Source organism: Nocardioides sp. GCM10028917, from assembly GCF_042666175.1.
Classification (GTDB): domain Bacteria; phylum Actinomycetota; class Actinomycetes; order Propionibacteriales; family Nocardioidaceae; genus Nocardioides.
This window is the reverse complement of sequence record NZ_JBHTFL010000007.1, coordinates 676803-692446: the sequence shown is the minus strand read 5'-3', so window position 1 is coordinate 692446 and position 15644 is coordinate 676803. Positions and strand designations below refer to the sequence as shown.

Genomic DNA, 15644 nt, shown 5'->3' with positions numbered 1-15644 from the left:
CGCATGCCGACCCAGTCGACCCCCACCGAGATGCACCCGCAGCGCTGGGGCGACCCCGCGGCCGCCACCGTCCTGCCCGACTCCGCGCTCGGGCTCGTCGAGCTCGCCTTCGGGCTGCAGGACCGTCCGCCGGTCGCCGGCGCCACGCCCCCGCCGTCCGCGCTGGACGAGGCGCTGCTCGACGACCTCCGCGCGGTCGTCGGCGCCGAGCACGTGCTGACCGACGACGTGACGCGGACCCTCCGCACGCGCGGCAAGTCCACCCCGGACCTGCTGCGCGCCCGCGCCGGAGACCTCGACGACGCACCCGACGCCGTCGTGCGACCCGACGGGCACGATGACGTGGAGGCCGTCCTGGCGTGGGCGGTCGAGCACCGGGTGGCGGTCGTCCCCTTCGGTGGAGGCACCTCGGTCACCGGCGGCCTCGCCGCGCGTCGCGACGGGTTCGCGGGCCTGGTCAGCCTCGACCTGGTGCGGATGAAGCGGCTGCTCGCCGTCGACGAGGTCTCGATGACCGCGACCCTCGAGCCCGGGCTGCGCGGTCCGGAGGCCGAGGCCCTCCTCGCCGAGCACGGGCTGACGCTCGGTCACTACCCGCAGTCCTTCCGGCACGCGTCGATCGGCGGCTTCGCGGCCACGCGGTCGAGCGGGCAGTCCAGCGCCGGCTACGGACGCTTCGACGCGATGGTGGTGGGCCTCACCGCCGCCACGCCGACCGGGACGCTGCGCCTCGGCTCCGCGCCGGCCAACGCCGCCGGACCCGACCTCCGCCAGCTGCTGCTGGGCTCGGAGGGCGCCTTCGGCGTGATCACCTCCGTCACGGTGCGCGTGCGGCGCGCGCCCGCCGTGACGTCGTACGAGGGCTGGCGGTGGCCGTCCTTCGACGCCGGCTCCGACGCGATGCGCACCTTGGCGCAGGCCGGTCTGATGCCGACGGTGCTGCGGCTGTCGGACGAGTCCGAGACGGCGATCAACCTCGCCGACCCCTCGTCCATCGGTGGGGCCGAGGACCCCGGCTGCCTGATGGTCATCGGCCATGAAGGCACCGGGGAGCAGGTCGCGACCCGGCGCGCCGCGGTCGCCGTCGTCCTCCAAGGTCTCGGCGGGACCGCGCTCGGCACCGATCCGGGGGAGAAGTGGGCCGACGGCCGCTTCGACGGTCCCTACCTCCGTGACGCGCTCCTCGACCACGGCGTGCTCGTCGAGACGCTCGAGACCGCGACCTTCTGGTCGAACCGCCAGCGGCTGTACGCCGACGTCAAGGCCGCGCTCACCGCGTCGCTCGGCGAGGGATCGCTGGTGCTGTGCCACGTCTCCCACGTCTACGAGACCGGCTGCTCGCTCTACTTCACCGTCGCCGCGCGGCAGGGCGACGACCCGATCGCCCAGTGGCAGGCGGCCAAGGCCGTGGCCAGTGACGCGATCATCGCGGCTGGCGCGACGATCACCCACCACCACGCGATCGGCACCGACCACAAGCCGTGGTTCGCCCGGGAGATCGGGGACGTCGGGGTGCGCGTCCTCCGCGCGGTCAAGGCCGAGCTCGACCCGGCGGGGATCCTCAACCCGGGCGTGCTCATCCCCTAGCGCCCGCAGCGTCATACGAACGGTCACCTACTGGTCGGGGTCGGTATGACGCTCGGGGGTGAGTCCGGGGCTACGTCATACGGATCGGGGGGTATGGGCGCGTGTTCGGATGACCCCGCCGGTCGTCCGCGGATTGAGTTGACGTCAGTTCAGCCGGGACGGGAGGCCGTCGCGGCGCGGCGGCGCCTGCAGGAGGAGGGCTGCAGCCGGGGGAGCGAAGCGGAGGAGGGTGCGGCAACGACGACGAAGGCGCTGCCTCGAAGCGCCGCGGACACGCGCCGCAGCGAAGCGGAGGCGCAAATCAAGCAAAGCTCCACACCAGGAGGTCGGTGTCCGCGGTCGCCGTGACGACGTGACCGGGCTCGTCGGTGAGGCGTACGGCGTCGCCGCGGTGCAGGTCGAGACCGTCGAGCCTGGCCGCCCCGGTCGCGGCGAAGACGTGCTGGCGCGGGTCGTCGGGGAGCGCCACCGACTCGCCCGCGGCCAGGCGCGCCACGAGGAGCCGGGCGCCGGTCGTGCCCACCCGCAGGCCGTCGCCGCCGGCCACGACCACCAGCTCCGACGACGGAGGGGGCGCCTCGCCCAGGACGTACGACGGCACGGTCCCCGGCGCCGACGGGGTGAGCCAGGCCTGGACGAACCGGCAGCGCCCCGACCGGGCGTCGGCGATCTCGCTGTGGCGGACGCCGGTGCCGGCGGAGAGCACCTGGGCGCGTCCGGCCTCGACGACGTGCCGGTGACCCGACGAGTCGGTGTGCACGAGTGCCCCCTCGAGCACCCAGGTCACGATCTCGAGCTCGGTGTGCGGGTGCTCGGGGTAGCCCGCGACCGTCGACACCGACGGATCGAGCAGGTCGTCGTTGTGGCACACGAGCGGTCCGAACCCGAGGTTCGTCGGGTCGTAGTGGGGCCCGAAGGAGAAGGAATGGCTTGTCAAGCGCCCCTTGACAGTCTCCGACGACCTGTCCGAACCGGCGTACAGGGCCATGCTCATGCCGATATCTTCGCGGATGTGGCACCCCCGCATGCAGTCGTCCCGCACGACTTCCCCTCGCTCCCTCCGGGCTTCAGCTTCGGCACGAGCACCGCGAGCTACCAGATCGAGGGCGCGGTGGCCGAGGACGGCCGGGGCCCGAGCATCTGGGACACCTTCGCCGCGGAGCCGGGGCGCGTCGCCGGCGGCGCCACCGGAGAGGTCGCCTGCGACCACTACCACCGCGTCGACGAGGACGTCGCGCTGATGAAGGAGCTGGGCACGAGCGGCTACCGCTTCTCGATCGCCTGGCCCCGCATCCAGCCGACCGGCCGCGGACCGGCCAACGAGAAGGGCCTGGCGTTCTACGACCGGCTCATCGACACCCTGCTCGCCAACGGCCAGGAGCCGATGGTCACGCTCTACCACTGGGACCTCCCGCAGGCGCTGGAGGACGACGGCGGCTGGCTCAACCGCGACACGGTGGACTGCTTCGCCGAGTACGCCGCGATCGTGGGCGAGCGGTTCGCCGATCGCGTCGCGCACTGGATCCCGGTCAACGAGCCCAACGTCGCCTCGATCCTCGGCTACGGGCTCGGCACGCACGCCCCCGGCAAGGCGATGCTGTTCGACTGCCTGCCCGCCGCCCACCACCTGCTCCTGGCCCACGGCCGCGCGGCCATCGAGCTGCGCAAGGCAGGGGCCACGTCGGTCGGGTGCGCCAACAACCACGCCCCGATCTGGCCCGCCAGCGACGACGACGCCGACGTCGGGATGAGCAAGATCTTCGACGCCCTGTGGAACGGCACGTTCCTCGAGCCGATGCTGCTCGGCCGCTACCCGGTCGACCTGATGCCGCTCTTCGAGGACGTCATGTCCGACGGCGACCTCGCCACGATCCGCCAGCCGCTCGACTTCTACGGCGTCAACTACTACAACCCGATGAAGGTCGCCGCGGCCGACGAGGACGCCGAGATCCCCTTCGACCTGCGTGAGGTCGTCGGCTACCCGACCACCGACTTCGGCTGGCCGATCGTGCCCGACGCCCTGCGCGAGTGGCTGGTCATGTTCCGCGCCCGCTTCCGTGCCGCGCTGCCGCCGATCGTCATCACCGAGTCCGGCTGCAGCTACAACGTCGGCCCCGACGCGGACGGCGTCGTCGACGACCAGGCGCGCATCGACTACCTCCGCGCCCACGTGAACGCCGTCTCGGAGGCCATCCAGCGCGGCGTCGACGTCCGCGGCTACTACTGCTGGTCGCTGATGGACAACTTCGAGTGGGCCGAGGGCTACTCCCAGCGCTTCGGCCTCGTGCACGTCGACTACGACACCCTCGAGCGGACGCGCAAGAAGTCGTTCCACTGGTACGCCGACCTGATCAAGGCCCAGCCCCAGCACCTGTGACGGCACGACCCGATCGGACGGCTGGCCAGGTTTCGTGACGGTCGCTGCGCGACCTCCTCAACCAACGGGGTTGCCATTTGGCACACTTCCGGCATGGCCGACGAGCGACCCGTCCCGGACCGACCTGTCCCCGACCCGACGGGGATGCGTGACGAGGGACTGTCCGCCGGATCGGCGGAGGACAGCTACGGCATGACGTGGGTGGCCCTCGTGCTGCTGGTCCTCATGGTGCTGGTCTGCGGGTGGCGGCTCTTCGAGTTCTGGGACAGCCGGCAGGCGCCCGCGGGCTCGCAGGCGCAGGAGGCGTCGGTGCTCGGTTTCGAGGAGCTCGGGCGGAGCCGGCCGGGCGACGGGTCCCCGGAGTACGCCTCGATCCACTTCCGTCTCGAGGACGGCGAGGAGGCCTCCGCGCTCTACCAGCTGCGCCGCCTCGGAGAGGCCGAAAAGGGCGACACCGTCACCGTCTACCAGCAGGACGGCGAGTGGCGTACGACGGACGAGCGGGCGTGGGGATCGACGCTCGGGTGGGCCCTCGGGATGGTCGCCCTGCTCGCGATGGTCGCCGGCTGGTTCCGGGTGAGGTCGAGGGCCACGAAGCACGAATCGCCCGTCTGACGCGGGTTTCCCCGCCTCAGCAGGAGTGGGCCACCCCCGAGCGCTGATCGGTGCCCGGCGCCCCCGATAGGCTCCGATCATGACCGAGCCCACCAGCCGCCGCGTCGTGTTCGTCGTCGGCTCGGGCCGCAGCGGCACCAGCACGATGGCCGGCACCCTGCGCACCCTGGGCCTGCACGTGCCCCAGCCGGAGGTGGTCGCCGACGCGACCAACCCCAAGGGGTTCGGCGAGCCCCGCTGGGTGGTCGACCTCCACACCGAGCTGCTCGCCCGCAGCAACGTGCAGGTCTCCGACGCCCGGCCCCGCGCCTGGCTCGACACCGGCACCACCAGCGGCGACCACGCCACCCGCGCGCGGGTGGCCGACTGGCTCGAGGAGCAGCTCGCGGTCGGCGAGGAGCTGGTCATCAAGGACCCGCGCGGGGCCTGGTTCCTCGGCCTGTGGCGGGCGGCCGCCGACCGCTGCGGCGCCACGTCGTCGTACGTCACGATGCTGCGGCCGGTCACCGAGGTCGTTGGCTCCAAGCAGATCTACTACGGCCGGATGGGCGCCGGCTCCGACCAGGGCGCCGTCACCCGCACCGCCGCCTGGATCAACATGATGCTCCACACCGAGCGCGCCACGCGCGGCCAGCAGCGGGCGTTCGTCCACTACGGCGACCTGCTGGAGGACTGGACGCAGCCGGTGTTCGCCCTCGGGGAGGCCTTCGACCTCGCTGCGGTGAAGACCGCGATGGCCGTCGACATCGCGGAGGTGCACCGGTTCATCGACCCGTCGCTGCGACGGGTGACGATGACGTGGGACGACATCGGCGTCCCCACGCGGCTTCGGGAGCTCGCCGACGAGACCTGGCAGGCGCTCGACGCGATCGCCCGCGACGACTCGACCGCCCACCAGGAGCGGTGCGACCAGCTGCGGGCCGCCTACGCCGAGCAGTACGCCGAGGCCGAGGCGTTCGCGCACTCGACCGTCGTCGCCCAGCGGCGCGCGGCCGCCGCGGAGGCCCGGCGCGAGGCGTCTGCGACGGGCGAGCACCGCAGCGGCGCCGACCGCGTGCCCCACGCCGTCCGGGCGATGGTCCCGCCGGCGGCCCGGCAGAAGCTGCGCAAGGCGATCGGCCGGGAGCGCGCGTCCCAGCAGGATCGGGACTGATGCCCGACATCGCCTCCCTCGAGGGGGACCCGGCGTACGACGTCACGTGGCCCTGGACGTCCGGCGAACCGCTGGTCCCCGGGCTGACGTGCGTCTTCCGGGTCCGCAACGAGGCGCGCAACCTGCCGTGGGTGCTGCCGCCGATCTTCGCAGCGGTCCAGCACGTGCTCCTCGTCGACAACGGCTCGGACGACGGCACGGCCGACGTCGCCCGCGCGGTCGCCGCGGAGTGCGGCGCCGCCGACCGGCTGACCGTCCTCGACTACCCCCACCGCGTCTCGCGCGCCGGCGGTGAGCACCTCGCGACACCCGCGACGAGCGTCCACTCGCTGGCCCACTTCTACAACTGGTGCTTCTCCCACGTCCGCACGACGTACTCGATGAAGTGGGACGGCGACATGGTGCTGACCCCGGAGGGCACCGGCATCCTGCGCGACCTCTCGTGGCAGCTCCAGTCCACCCGCGCGATCGTCGCGATGCCGCGTCACCCGCTGACCGTCGTCGACGAGTCGACCGGCTGGCTCGACCTGTCGCTGCGGTTCCTCGAGCCGTGGATCTACCCCATGGGGCCGGACTTCACCTTCGTGAAGGCCTTCGACTGGGAGCTCCGGGAGTTCCCACCGGGCGTCGAGCGCATCGTGCTCCAGCAGGGCCTGGTCCTCGAGGTGAAGTGGCTCGACGCCGACGAGTACGCCCACTGGCGGCGCGACGGCGTCGACTTCACCAACACCCGGCTCTACCGCAAGCTGCGGGAGTTCGAGGTCGACGAGGCCATCCGCAAAGGAGACCCCGAGGCGCTCGGCGGGCTGGTGAAGGTCACCGCCCCCGAGGGCGTCCACATCATCGACCACGTCAGCCGCGACTGGCTCTGGCGCCAGCCCCGCCCCCTCGTGCAGCACTCGCTTCCTGCCACGCTCAAGCACCGAGACCCCAGCCCAGACCTCAAGGAGCGCGTACGACCGTGACGCACCCCCTCCACGACCTCCGGCTGCCCGCCCCCACGCTAGTCCTGGTCGACGACTCGGACAGCCTCGCGCTCGACGCGCTGCACGGCATCGAGGACCTGCCCGGCATCGAGCCGACCATCGTGCCGCTGTCCGCGCTCGACGGCCCCCGCAAGGGCTGGGGCTCGGTGCTCGTCGTCGCCGCCGACCGCGCCCGGCTGCGGCGGATGGCCAGCGCCGTACCCCTCCTCGGCCAGTGCAAGGCCGTCGCCTGCTGGCTCACCGACGCCCCCACGCCGTGGGTGCTCGTGCCGCGCCCGGAGTGGCCGCGACTCGTCCACCTCGCCGCCCGCGAGGCCGACGACCGCGGCGTGCTCACCGTCGCCCGGTTCGCCTCCGGTGCCCGCGCGCAGCTGGTCGTGATGGAGATGGCCCGCCAGGCCGCCGGCCCCGGTGACACCACCCACGGTGGCCTCATCGTGTCGTACGCCGGCCGCCCCGCCGCACCCGGTCTCGACGCCCGCGCGGTGCTGCTGCCCGACGTCTCGGGGGCCGGCGACGCCGAGCGCGACGTGCCCCCCGACGTCGTCGTCGCCCGCCGCGGTGCCTCCTCCCAGCAGAGCGTCGCGCAGCACCACGTCATCGACCGCGCGCCGACCGTCGTCACCGACCCCGGCCCCGAACCCGTCGACGAGCTGGTCTTCAACCCGATCGGCTTCCGCAAGGACTGGGACCACCCCGTCGTCGACCTCGCCCGGCTGGTCGCCGGTCCGGGTCGCGGGCCGGTCACCGAGGACGTCGTCGCCGCGGCGCGCGCCTTCCAGGGCGTGCGCCTGCCGGCCGACACCAGCACCGCCGACCTGCTGGCACTGGCGATCTCCGGGGTGCCGGTGGTCACCGAGGGCGTGCTCGACGTCGCCCCGCCGCTGGCTGCCGCGCTCGACGCGACGGTGGACCTCGACGACCCGCTGCGCCGCGAGGAGCACAGCCTCGCCGTGCGTCGCGCCGCCTTCGACCACCACTCCACCCTGGCCTGGCGCTCGGCGCTCGCCTCGCGCGCCGGCGTGCGCCACGTCGGGCTCCCGGCGGTCAGCGCGCTGCTGTCGACCAAGCGGCCCGAGATGCTCGACTTCGCGCTGCGGCAGGTGGCCCGGCAGCGGGGCGCGGAGGTCGAGCTGGTGCTGGCTGCGCACGGCTTCGAGCCCGACCGCGACGCCGTACGCCGTGCGCTCGGCGACCGTCCACACCAGGTGCTGACCTTCGACGGGTCGACGTTCTTCGGCGACGTCCTCACCGCCGCGGTGCGGGCCGCGTCGAGCGAGGTCCTGCTCAAGGTCGACGACGACGACTGGTACTCACCCGACGCCGTCCACGACCTGCTGATGGCCCGCCGGTTCTCCGGCGCCGACGTGGTCGGGATGCCGTCGGAGTTCGTCTACCTCCACGCCAACGACGACCGCGACGACCTCACCGTCCGGCGCAACCACCCCTCGGAGCTCTTCGCCCGCTTCGTCGCCGGCGGCACGCTCCTGCTCGAGCGCGGGCTGCTCCGCTCGCTCGGCGACTTCCGCCGCGTGCGGAAGTTCGTCGACGCCCAGCTGCTCGCCGGGGTCGAGGCGTCAGGCGGCCGCATCTACCGCACCCATGGCCTCGGCTACGTCCTGCGGCGCACCGGGGCGGGACACACCTGGCAGCGTGACGACGAGGAGTTCCGCCGACCTGACATCGTGGCCTCCGAGTGGGAGGGCTTCCAGCCGAGCCTCGCGCTCGAGGTCGACCCGCTCGACCGGCCTGACGGGGGGAGGTAGGACATGGCACGGCAGCCGGTGGTGCGCCACAACGACTGGGGGACCCTCACCCCGCCGATCCTCGGTGGGTGGGAGCCGACGCTGTCGGTGACGGTCGTCGTGCCGACGTTCAACTACCAGCGCACGCTGCCCTACGTCCTCGCGGCGCTCGCCGGACAGTCCTACCCCTCGCACCTGCTCGAGGTGCTCGTCGTCGACGACCAGAGCTCGCCGCCGCAGGAGCTGCCCGAGGTGCGCCCCGACAGCACGCGGCTGATCCGCGTCGAGGAGGGCTGGGGGCGCGCCAACGCGTGCCACCTCGGCGCGCTGGCGGCCGACGGCGACGTCCTGCACTGGTACGACGCCGACATGCTCGCCCACCGCGAGGAGGTCGAGGCCCACGCGCGCTGGCACCACCTCGTGGACTACGCCGTCCCGGGCGGGCACAAGCTCTTCGTCGACCCGGCCTCCCTGCTGGAGCTCGACCCCGCTGTCGTCCGCGACCGCGTGGCCGCCGGCGAGGCGGGCGAGCTCTTCCCGGGCCAGGAGCACGAGCCGCACCAGTGGGTCGAGGACTACTGGGCCAAGACCCACGACCTCCGCGAGGCCGGGCCGCGCGCCCAGCGCTTCCACATCGGCATGACCGGCTCGGTCACCAAGGCGCTCTACCTCGACTCCGACGGCTTCGACCGCACCCTGCGCCTCGGCGAGGACATGCACCTCGGCCACTCGCTCGCCCAGGCCGGTGGCGTCTTCGTCGTCGACCGCGAGGCGCGCAGCTGGCACCTCGGCCGGTCGCAGGTGCTGCGCCGCGCCGAGCAGGTCAACCGGTTCAACGACCCCTACCTCGCCGACCTCGTGCCGACGATGCGCCCCAAGCGCAACCGCCACGGGCGCGCCTACCAGGTGCCCTACCTCGAGGTCGTCCTCGAGGCAGGTCCCGCCGACGAGACGATCCACCTCGTCGACTCGCTGCTCGACGGCGACGTCCCCGACCTCCGGGTGAGCGTCGTCGGCCCGTGGTCGAGCGTCCACGACGACCGCGTCCAGCCGGTCGAGGACCCCGTGCTGGAGACCCGCCTGGTACACCGGTCCTTCCTCCACGAGCCGCGGGTGCGGCTGGTCGAGGAGGCGCCGTCACGCTCCGACGCGGAGTTCGTGCTCACCCTCCCCGACGTCTCGCTCGCCCCGCAGCCGGCTGCCGTGGCGGCACTCCTCGACGACCTCGAGCGCACCCACCACGGCGCCCGCGTGCTGTCGTACGACTCGGGCGCGGCCGCGCGGCTCGAGCGCACCTCGGCGCTGGCCCGCGTCGACCGCCTCGCCGGCCCCGACGACGACCGGGAGGCGCTGCTCGACGAGTCGTTCGGCGTGAAGACCTATCCCGCGACGTCGGTCGGCTGGGTCCCGGTCGCCGACCGCGTGGTCGAGCGCTTCGTCCTCGGCGCCCGCCCGCCGATGGACCCCGACAAGTCGGAGAAGCGCCTGCGCAAGTCCCTCGACAAGGCCGCCGGACGCTCGATCGACGCCCCCGGGCCCGCCGTCGCCCCGGTCGAGGAGGAGCACCGCCGCGGGCTCTTCGGTCGGCGTAGGTGACTTATTTGCGCCTCCGCTTCGCTTCGGCGCGTGTCCGCGTCGCTCGAGGCAGCGCCTTCGTCGTCGTTGCTGCGCCCTCCTCCGCTTCGCTCCCCCGGACGCAGCCCTCCTCCTGCAGGCGCCGCCGCGACGCGGACGGCTCCCCCCGTCGGTAGCCCGGATTGAGTTGAGGTCAGTTCAGCTGGGACGGGCGGACACGCGCCGGAGCGGAGCGAGGCGCAATCAGTCACCGCCGAAGAGGTCGCGCGTGTAGACCTTGTCGGCCACGTCACGGAGCTCGTCGACCATCCGGTTGGCGACGATGACGTCGGAGCGCTCCTTGAAGGCGGCGAGGTCGGCGGTGACCTCGGACCCGAACCACGAGTCGACGTCGAGCTCGGGCTCGTAGACGACGACCTCGACGCCCTTGCCCTTGAGCCGCTTCATGATCCCCTGCACCGACGACTCGCGGAAGTTGTCCGACCCGGCCTTCATGATCAGCCGGTGGATGCCCACGACCTCCGGAGCGCGGTCGAGGATGTCGAAGGCGATGAAGTCCTTGCGCGTCGTGTTGGCCTCGACGATGGCGGAGATGAGGGTCTGCGGGACGTCGGAGTAGTTGGCCAGCAGCTGCTTGGTGTCCTTGGGCAGGCAGTAGCCGCCGTAGCCGAAGGACGGGTTGTTGTAGTGGGTGCCGATCCGCGGGTCGAGGCCGACGCCGTCGATGATCTGCCGGCTGTCGAGGCCGCGGGAGAGGGCGAAGGAGTCGAGCTCGTTGAAGTAGGCGACCCGCATCGCGAGGTAGGTGTTGGCGAAGAGCTTGATCGCCTCGGCCTCGGTGGGCTCGGTGAAGAGCACGGGGACGTCGTCGGCGTCGGCGCCCTTGACGAGCAGCTCGGCGAAGGCGCGCGCCCGCGCGGAGTCCTCGCCCACGACGATCCGCGCCGGGTGGAGGTTGTCGTGCAGCGCGCGCCCCTCGCGCAGGAACTCGGGGGAGAAGATCACGTCCGGGATCCCCAGGCGCTCGCGCACGTCGTCGATGTAGCCCACAGGCACGGTCGACTTCACGACCATCGTGGCGCCGGGCTCGATGCGGTGCACGTCGCGCATGACGCCCTCGATCGAGCTGGTGTCGAAGTAGTTGGTGACCGGGTCGTAGTTGGTCGGCGTCGCGATGATCACGAAGTCGGCGCCCGTGTGGGCCTCCTCCGCGTCGGTCGTGAAGCTGAGGTCCAGCTCCTCCTCGGCCAGGAAGCGCGAGATGTCGTCGTCGTGGATCGGGCTCTCGCCGCGGCGCAGCTTGTCGATCCGCGGGGCGTCGAGGTCGAGGCCGACGACGGTGTTGTGCCGGGCGAGCAGCACGGCCATGGACAGGCCGACGTAGCCGAGGCCCGCGACGGAGATCTTCGTGGTCACGCGGTCAGTCTGCCGTACGTCCGACAGGCACGACGGCGAACCACGGCTCCGACCAGCCCGCGACGCGCAGGGCGCCGCGGTCGAAGGCGTCGCGCGTGATCGTCACGGGCCCTCCGCTCGCGGGGTCGTACGCCGTCAGCGCGGCGTCGTCACCTCCGACGACCAGGACGACGTGGCGCGGCAGCGTCCGGTTGCCGACGTAGAGCGGCACGGCGTGACCCCGGCCGACGGCGCCCACCACGTCGTCGTACGCCTCACCTCGGCGCCGCGGCGAGATGACGAGCACGTGGTGGCGGGTGCCCGGGGCGGACGTCCCGCCGGTGACGGTGAGCTCGTGGGCGAGCGCCCAGGGAGCCGTGCCGAGGGCCCGCGGCCACGCGACCTGCCTGGCGCCGGAGGCGCCGTACCAGCGGTTGGTGCGCACGTGCGTGGCGAGGACCTCGTCGGCGAAACGGCGACGACGCGGTCGCGGGTCGCGCGTGCGGCCGGCGACCTCGCCGGTCTCCAGCCACCGGGCGTAGTCGCGGTCGCCCAGCATCCGCGCCACGACGAGGCAGGCCGAGCCGCACGTGGTGCGGTCGGGCTGGATCAGGCCGGCGTGGAGGTCGCGGTGGAGGTCGCGACGGGTGGCGGTGAGCTCAGCAGGCGCGAAGACCTGGTGGGGCCGCCGGGCGACGGCGGCCCGCACCAGGTCGGCTGCGAGGACCCAGAGGTGCTCGAGCAGGCGCATGAGGCATGTCTACCGCGCCTGCCCGGGCGGGCGGGTCAGCCGCGTTCGGAGGAGTCCCCGGTCACGACGACGTAGAACCTCTTGCGCGTGCCGTCGGCGGTGACGGTGCCGTCGCTGTTGCGCGGGCTGACCACCAGGTGGTTGGTGTTGGCGGTGCCGGGGGGCGCGCAGTTGACCACGCCGGGCTGGCACATCGCGGCCGAGATCTCGCCGGCGAACTCCGGGTTGGCGTCCGCGGCCGTGGCGCGGCCGTTGGTGACGGCGTCGCCGTTCTGGTCCACGGTGTTCTGCAGGGCGACGACGGCCAGCACGCCGTTGTTGGTGAGGTTCTCGCCGGCGTCGATGTAGACGTTGCCGTTGGCACGAAGCCCGGTGGTGTCGGCGCCCGCCGCGGCGAGGGTCGGGTAGGCGGCGGTCACGGTGAAGCCGCCGGACTGCGCCACGATGGCGCCGGTCGCGTCCACGAGCGCCCACCGCCCGACGCCGGCCGGACCCTGCGCACCCGCGGGGAGCTGACCCTCCGTGAAGTCCCGCGCCTTCAGCGAGCCGTTGCGGACCTTGTTCGACCCGATGACGTCGTTCCTGATGTCACGACCCTTGATGGTGCGGTCCTTGATGTCCTTGGACTGGACCGCGTTGTTGCGGATGTCGTCGGAGCCGATCAGCCCCGTCGCGTACGACGTCCCGGTGGACGCGACGACCAGCGCCATCACGGAGACGGCCATGGAGGGTGAGGGGCGGCGGAGAGAGGGGAGGCGCATCGGTCTGGGACCCTTCGTCGGCATGTCCGCCGGGACCGGCGGCTCCCCGGTGGTTCGGAGTGAGGCGGGTCACGGATTGCGACGAATCGCCTTGCCGCCGCTGGGTACGGTCCGGACATGGGTATGGCAAAGAAGATCGCGGCCTTCGGCATCGCCAAGAAGGTCTACGACGAAGCGCGCAAGCCTCACAACCAGGCCAAGATCAAGCAGGCCGTGCAGAAGGTGCAGGAGCGCCGCGGCGGCAAGCGCTACTGAGCCGGGGACCTCACCTCGCCGACCGTTGGCGTGGCGCGCGTCGGTCCGACCAATCCGCGGAGCGACCGGTGACGAACGGAGCACGAGGGCCGGGACAACGGCCGACGTTCGATCACCAGGAGTTCCCATGCAGCATCGCAAGCTCTACGCCGGCCTCGGCGGCATGCTCCTCGCCGGCACGGCAGCAGTGGCCGGCATCCAGGCCAGCAGCGCCACCGAGTCCGAGAAGCCTGCGGCCGCTCCGAGTCGGGTGCACCTCCAGGCCGACCTCGACGCCCTGAACGACTCCGGTGCGTCGGGTCACGTGCACGCCGAGTTCAAGGGCCGCAAGGCGGACGTGCGCATCAACGCCCGCGGTCTCGCCAAGAACCTCCCGCACGCCCAGCACCTGCACTTCGGTGCTGAGGCGCGCAACGAGTGCCCCAACGTCTTCGACGACGCCAACAACGACCTGCGCCTCAACGTGGCCGAGGGCGTGCCGGACTATGGCCCGATCCTCAAGTCCCTCACGACGACTGGCGACATGAGCCCGAAGAGCGGCCTCGCCGTCGACCGCTTCCCGACCACGCCGAAGGGCTTCGAGAAGTACGAGCGCGTCGTCAACTTCGCACCCGGGGCCGTGCTGCGGGCGATCAAGAGCGGCAAGGGCGTCATCGTGATCCACGGTGTCGACCACAACGGCAACGGCGCGTACGACTTCGCCGGCGCCGGCGCCAGCGAGCTCGACCCGAGCCTGCCGGCCGAGGCGACCGACCCCGCCCTGTGCGGCGTCCTGCGCTGACCTGGAGCTGACCCAGAACTGACCCAGCACCACGCGCGACCCCGTCCCTGTCAGGGGCGGGGTCACGCGACACTGGTCGCAGGTGGCGGGCCTGGGCCGCAGCCCACCGCGCAGCACTACGCGCTTGCCGGTCTTCACGACGCGCGCGCCTACCTCGGCCACGCCGTGCTCGGTCCGCGGCTGCTGGAGTGCTGTCGCGCGCTCCTCGGCTTCCCGCGCACGAGCGCCGAGCAGGTCCTCGGGTGGATCGATCGACGCGGTCAAGCTCCGCTCGTCGATGACGCTCTTCGCCCGGGCCTACCCCGAAGAGGCGGTCTTCACTGACGTGCTGGACCGCTTCTTCGACGGGGCGCCCGACGAGCGGACGATCGAGCTGCTCGGCTGAGTCGTCGCCCGCGGGGTGGGCCTGCCCCGGCCCGTCCCATCACTCGGGGTGGGTGGACGTTGCCACGTCCGCTCGCTCGGCGTAGGACTGGGGGATGACCACCACACCAGCCGAGCCCGAGTCCGACCCCGAGATCGTGCCCTCCGGCGACCCGGGCCTCGACCCGATCGACCCGGGCGAGGTGCCCGACTCGCCCATCCCCGAGACCCAGCCGGCCGGCGACCGGTAACGGTCGCCGCAGTCCTGCCTATGCTCGCCCCATGACCATCCAGCAGTCGACCGACCTCACCCACGCCGCGATGCTGGGCCTCGGCGTGCACCGACCTGCCCGGGTCGTGACCAACGACGAGGTCTGCGAGGTCCTGGACTCCTCCGACGAGTGGATCCAGACCCGGTCGGGGATCCGGACCCGGCGCTTCGCCGCCGAGGACGAGACCCTCATCGGCATGTCGATCTCGGCGGCCGAGAAGGCGCTGCAGGCCGCCGGCGTGGGCGCGGACCAGGTCGGTTGCGTGATCGTCGCGACCTCGACCCACCCCGAGCACACCCCCGCCTCGGCTCCCCAGGTCGCCTCCGCGCTCGGCATCACGGCGGCGGCGTTCGACATCTCCGCCGGGTGCGCGGGCTTCTGCCACGCGCTCAACCTGGCCGCGTCGATGGTGCGCGCGGGCGCCGAGAGCCACGTGCTCGTCATCGGCGTCGAGCAGCTGAGCCGCTTCATGGACCCGACCGACCGGGGCACCGCGTTCATCTTCGCCGACGGCGCGGGTGCGGTCGTGGTGGGTCCGTCCGAGACCGCCGGGATCGGTCCCACGGCCTGGGGCTCCGACGGCTCGCAGGCCCACGTCATCACCCAGACGCCGAGCTGCCTCGGCGGCCACGCCGACCACCCGGTGGTCCAGATGGAGGGCACCGCGGTCTTCCGCTGGGCGCCGTTCGCGATGGCGAAGGTCGCGCACGAGGCGCTCGACCTGGCCGGCGTCTCGGTCGAGGACCTCGACGCCTTCATCCCGCACCAGGCCAACCTGCGGATCACCCAGACCCTCGCCAAGAACATCCAGCTCCCCGACTCCGTCGCCATCGCCACCGACGTGGTCGACTCGGGCAACACCTCGGCCGCGTCGGTGCCGCTCGCCATGGAGGCGATGCTCCGCAAGGGCGAGGCGTCGGCCGGCGACACCGCGCTCCTGATCGCGTTCGGAGCCGGACTGAGCTACGCCGGCCAGGTCGTCACCGTCCCGCCGCTCGCCCAGGTGTAGGCCCCGGTCCGGGGCTCCG

General features: G+C 72.5%; 16 protein-coding genes and 1 pseudogene. 13 read left to right on the top strand and 4 right to left on the bottom strand.

Going from position 1 to position 15644, the window contains the following annotated elements:
- Positions 1–3 precede the first annotated feature (3 nt).
- A complete protein-coding gene (locus tag ACFQW6_RS12705) occupies positions 4–1587 on the top strand; it encodes an FAD-binding oxidoreductase (RefSeq protein WP_378545485.1) in 1584 nt (527 codons plus the stop codon).
- A gap of 301 nt (positions 1588–1888) precedes the next feature.
- Here the strand turns inward: ACFQW6_RS12705 and ACFQW6_RS12700 are convergent, their stop codons facing one another.
- Positions 1889–2581, bottom strand: a complete 693-nt coding sequence (locus ACFQW6_RS12700; protein WP_378545482.1) for a pirin family protein — start codon at positions 2579–2581, stop codon at positions 1889–1891.
- 18 nt (positions 2582–2599) lie between these two features.
- Here ACFQW6_RS12700 and ACFQW6_RS12695 point away from each other — a divergent pair, with 18 nt between their 5' ends.
- The 6 genes from ACFQW6_RS12695 to ACFQW6_RS12670 all read left to right on the top strand — a co-directional run bounded on the left by ACFQW6_RS12695 (position 2600) and on the right by ACFQW6_RS12670 (position 10059).
- Positions 2600–3964 carry a GH1 family beta-glucosidase gene (locus ACFQW6_RS12695; protein ID WP_378545479.1) on the top strand — a complete coding sequence of 455 codons (1365 nt, stop codon included), beginning with the start codon at positions 2600–2602 and terminating at the stop codon, positions 3962–3964.
- Between the two features lie 93 nt (positions 3965–4057).
- Positions 4058–4579 (top strand): hypothetical protein, encoded by a 522-nt coding sequence (locus ACFQW6_RS12690; protein WP_378545476.1) that lies wholly within the window; start codon positions 4058–4060, stop codon positions 4577–4579.
- Between the two features lie 79 nt (positions 4580–4658).
- Positions 4659–5732 carry a sulfotransferase family protein gene (locus ACFQW6_RS12685; RefSeq protein ID WP_378545474.1) on the top strand — a complete coding sequence of 358 codons (1074 nt, stop codon included), beginning with the start codon at positions 4659–4661 and terminating at the stop codon, positions 5730–5732.
- Complete coding sequence (locus ACFQW6_RS12680) at positions 5732–6697, top strand: hypothetical protein (protein ID WP_378545471.1); 966 nt, start codon at positions 5732–5734, stop codon at positions 6695–6697. Before ACFQW6_RS12685 ends, ACFQW6_RS12680 begins: the two co-directional genes overlap by 1 nt.
- On the top strand, positions 6694–8484 hold the full coding sequence (locus ACFQW6_RS12675; protein WP_378545468.1) for a hypothetical protein: 1791 nt from the start codon (positions 6694–6696) through the stop codon (positions 8482–8484). Before ACFQW6_RS12680 ends, ACFQW6_RS12675 begins: the two co-directional genes overlap by 4 nt.
- Before the next feature lie 3 nt (positions 8485–8487).
- Positions 8488–10059, top strand: coding sequence for a glycosyltransferase (locus tag ACFQW6_RS12670; protein WP_378545466.1), 1572 nt, complete (start codon positions 8488–8490; stop codon positions 10057–10059).
- Positions 10060–10281: 222 nt separating this feature from the next.
- Here ACFQW6_RS12670 and ACFQW6_RS12665 read toward each other — a convergent pair whose 3' ends face one another.
- Genes ACFQW6_RS12665 through ACFQW6_RS12655 form a run of 3 tightly spaced genes read right to left on the bottom strand, consistent with a single transcriptional unit; the run spans position 10282 to position 12945 of the window.
- Complete coding sequence (locus ACFQW6_RS12665; protein WP_378547549.1) at positions 10282–11412, bottom strand: nucleotide sugar dehydrogenase; 1131 nt, start codon at positions 11410–11412, stop codon at positions 10282–10284.
- A gap of 46 nt (positions 11413–11458) precedes the next feature.
- On the bottom strand, positions 11459–12184 hold the full coding sequence (locus ACFQW6_RS12660) for a hypothetical protein (RefSeq protein ID WP_378545463.1): 726 nt from the start codon (positions 12182–12184) through the stop codon (positions 11459–11461).
- Positions 12185–12219: 35 nt separating this feature from the next.
- Positions 12220–12945, bottom strand: coding sequence for a hypothetical protein (locus ACFQW6_RS12655; RefSeq protein WP_378545460.1), 726 nt, complete (start codon positions 12943–12945; stop codon positions 12220–12222).
- Positions 12946–13062: 117 nt separating this feature from the next.
- On the opposite strand from ACFQW6_RS12655, the gene ACFQW6_RS12650 reads away from it, so the two are divergent.
- From ACFQW6_RS12650 to ACFQW6_RS12625, 6 genes and pseudogenes are all read left to right on the top strand, one after another.
- A complete protein-coding gene (locus tag ACFQW6_RS12650; RefSeq protein WP_191193652.1) occupies positions 13063–13200 on the top strand; it encodes a hypothetical protein in 138 nt (45 codons plus the stop codon).
- A 127-nt stretch (positions 13201–13327) separates the two neighbouring features.
- Positions 13328–13981 (top strand): hypothetical protein, encoded by a 654-nt coding sequence (locus ACFQW6_RS12645; RefSeq protein ID WP_378545457.1) that lies wholly within the window; start codon positions 13328–13330, stop codon positions 13979–13981.
- An 18-nt stretch (positions 13982–13999) separates the two neighbouring features.
- Positions 14000–14224, top strand: a pseudogene (locus ACFQW6_RS12640) (DUF1810 family protein); the annotation flags it as partial.
- Positions 14225–14231: 7 nt separating this feature from the next.
- Positions 14232–14366 carry a DUF1810 family protein gene (locus ACFQW6_RS12635; RefSeq protein WP_378547546.1) on the top strand — a complete coding sequence of 45 codons (135 nt, stop codon included), beginning with the start codon at positions 14232–14234 and terminating at the stop codon, positions 14364–14366.
- A 94-nt stretch (positions 14367–14460) separates the two neighbouring features.
- Positions 14461–14595 (top strand): hypothetical protein, encoded by a 135-nt coding sequence (locus tag ACFQW6_RS12630; protein ID WP_378545454.1) that lies wholly within the window; start codon positions 14461–14463, stop codon positions 14593–14595.
- A gap of 31 nt (positions 14596–14626) precedes the next feature.
- Positions 14627–15625 (top strand): beta-ketoacyl-ACP synthase III, encoded by a 999-nt coding sequence (locus ACFQW6_RS12625; RefSeq protein WP_378545451.1) that lies wholly within the window; start codon positions 14627–14629, stop codon positions 15623–15625.
- Positions 15626–15644: the final 19 nt, after the last annotated feature.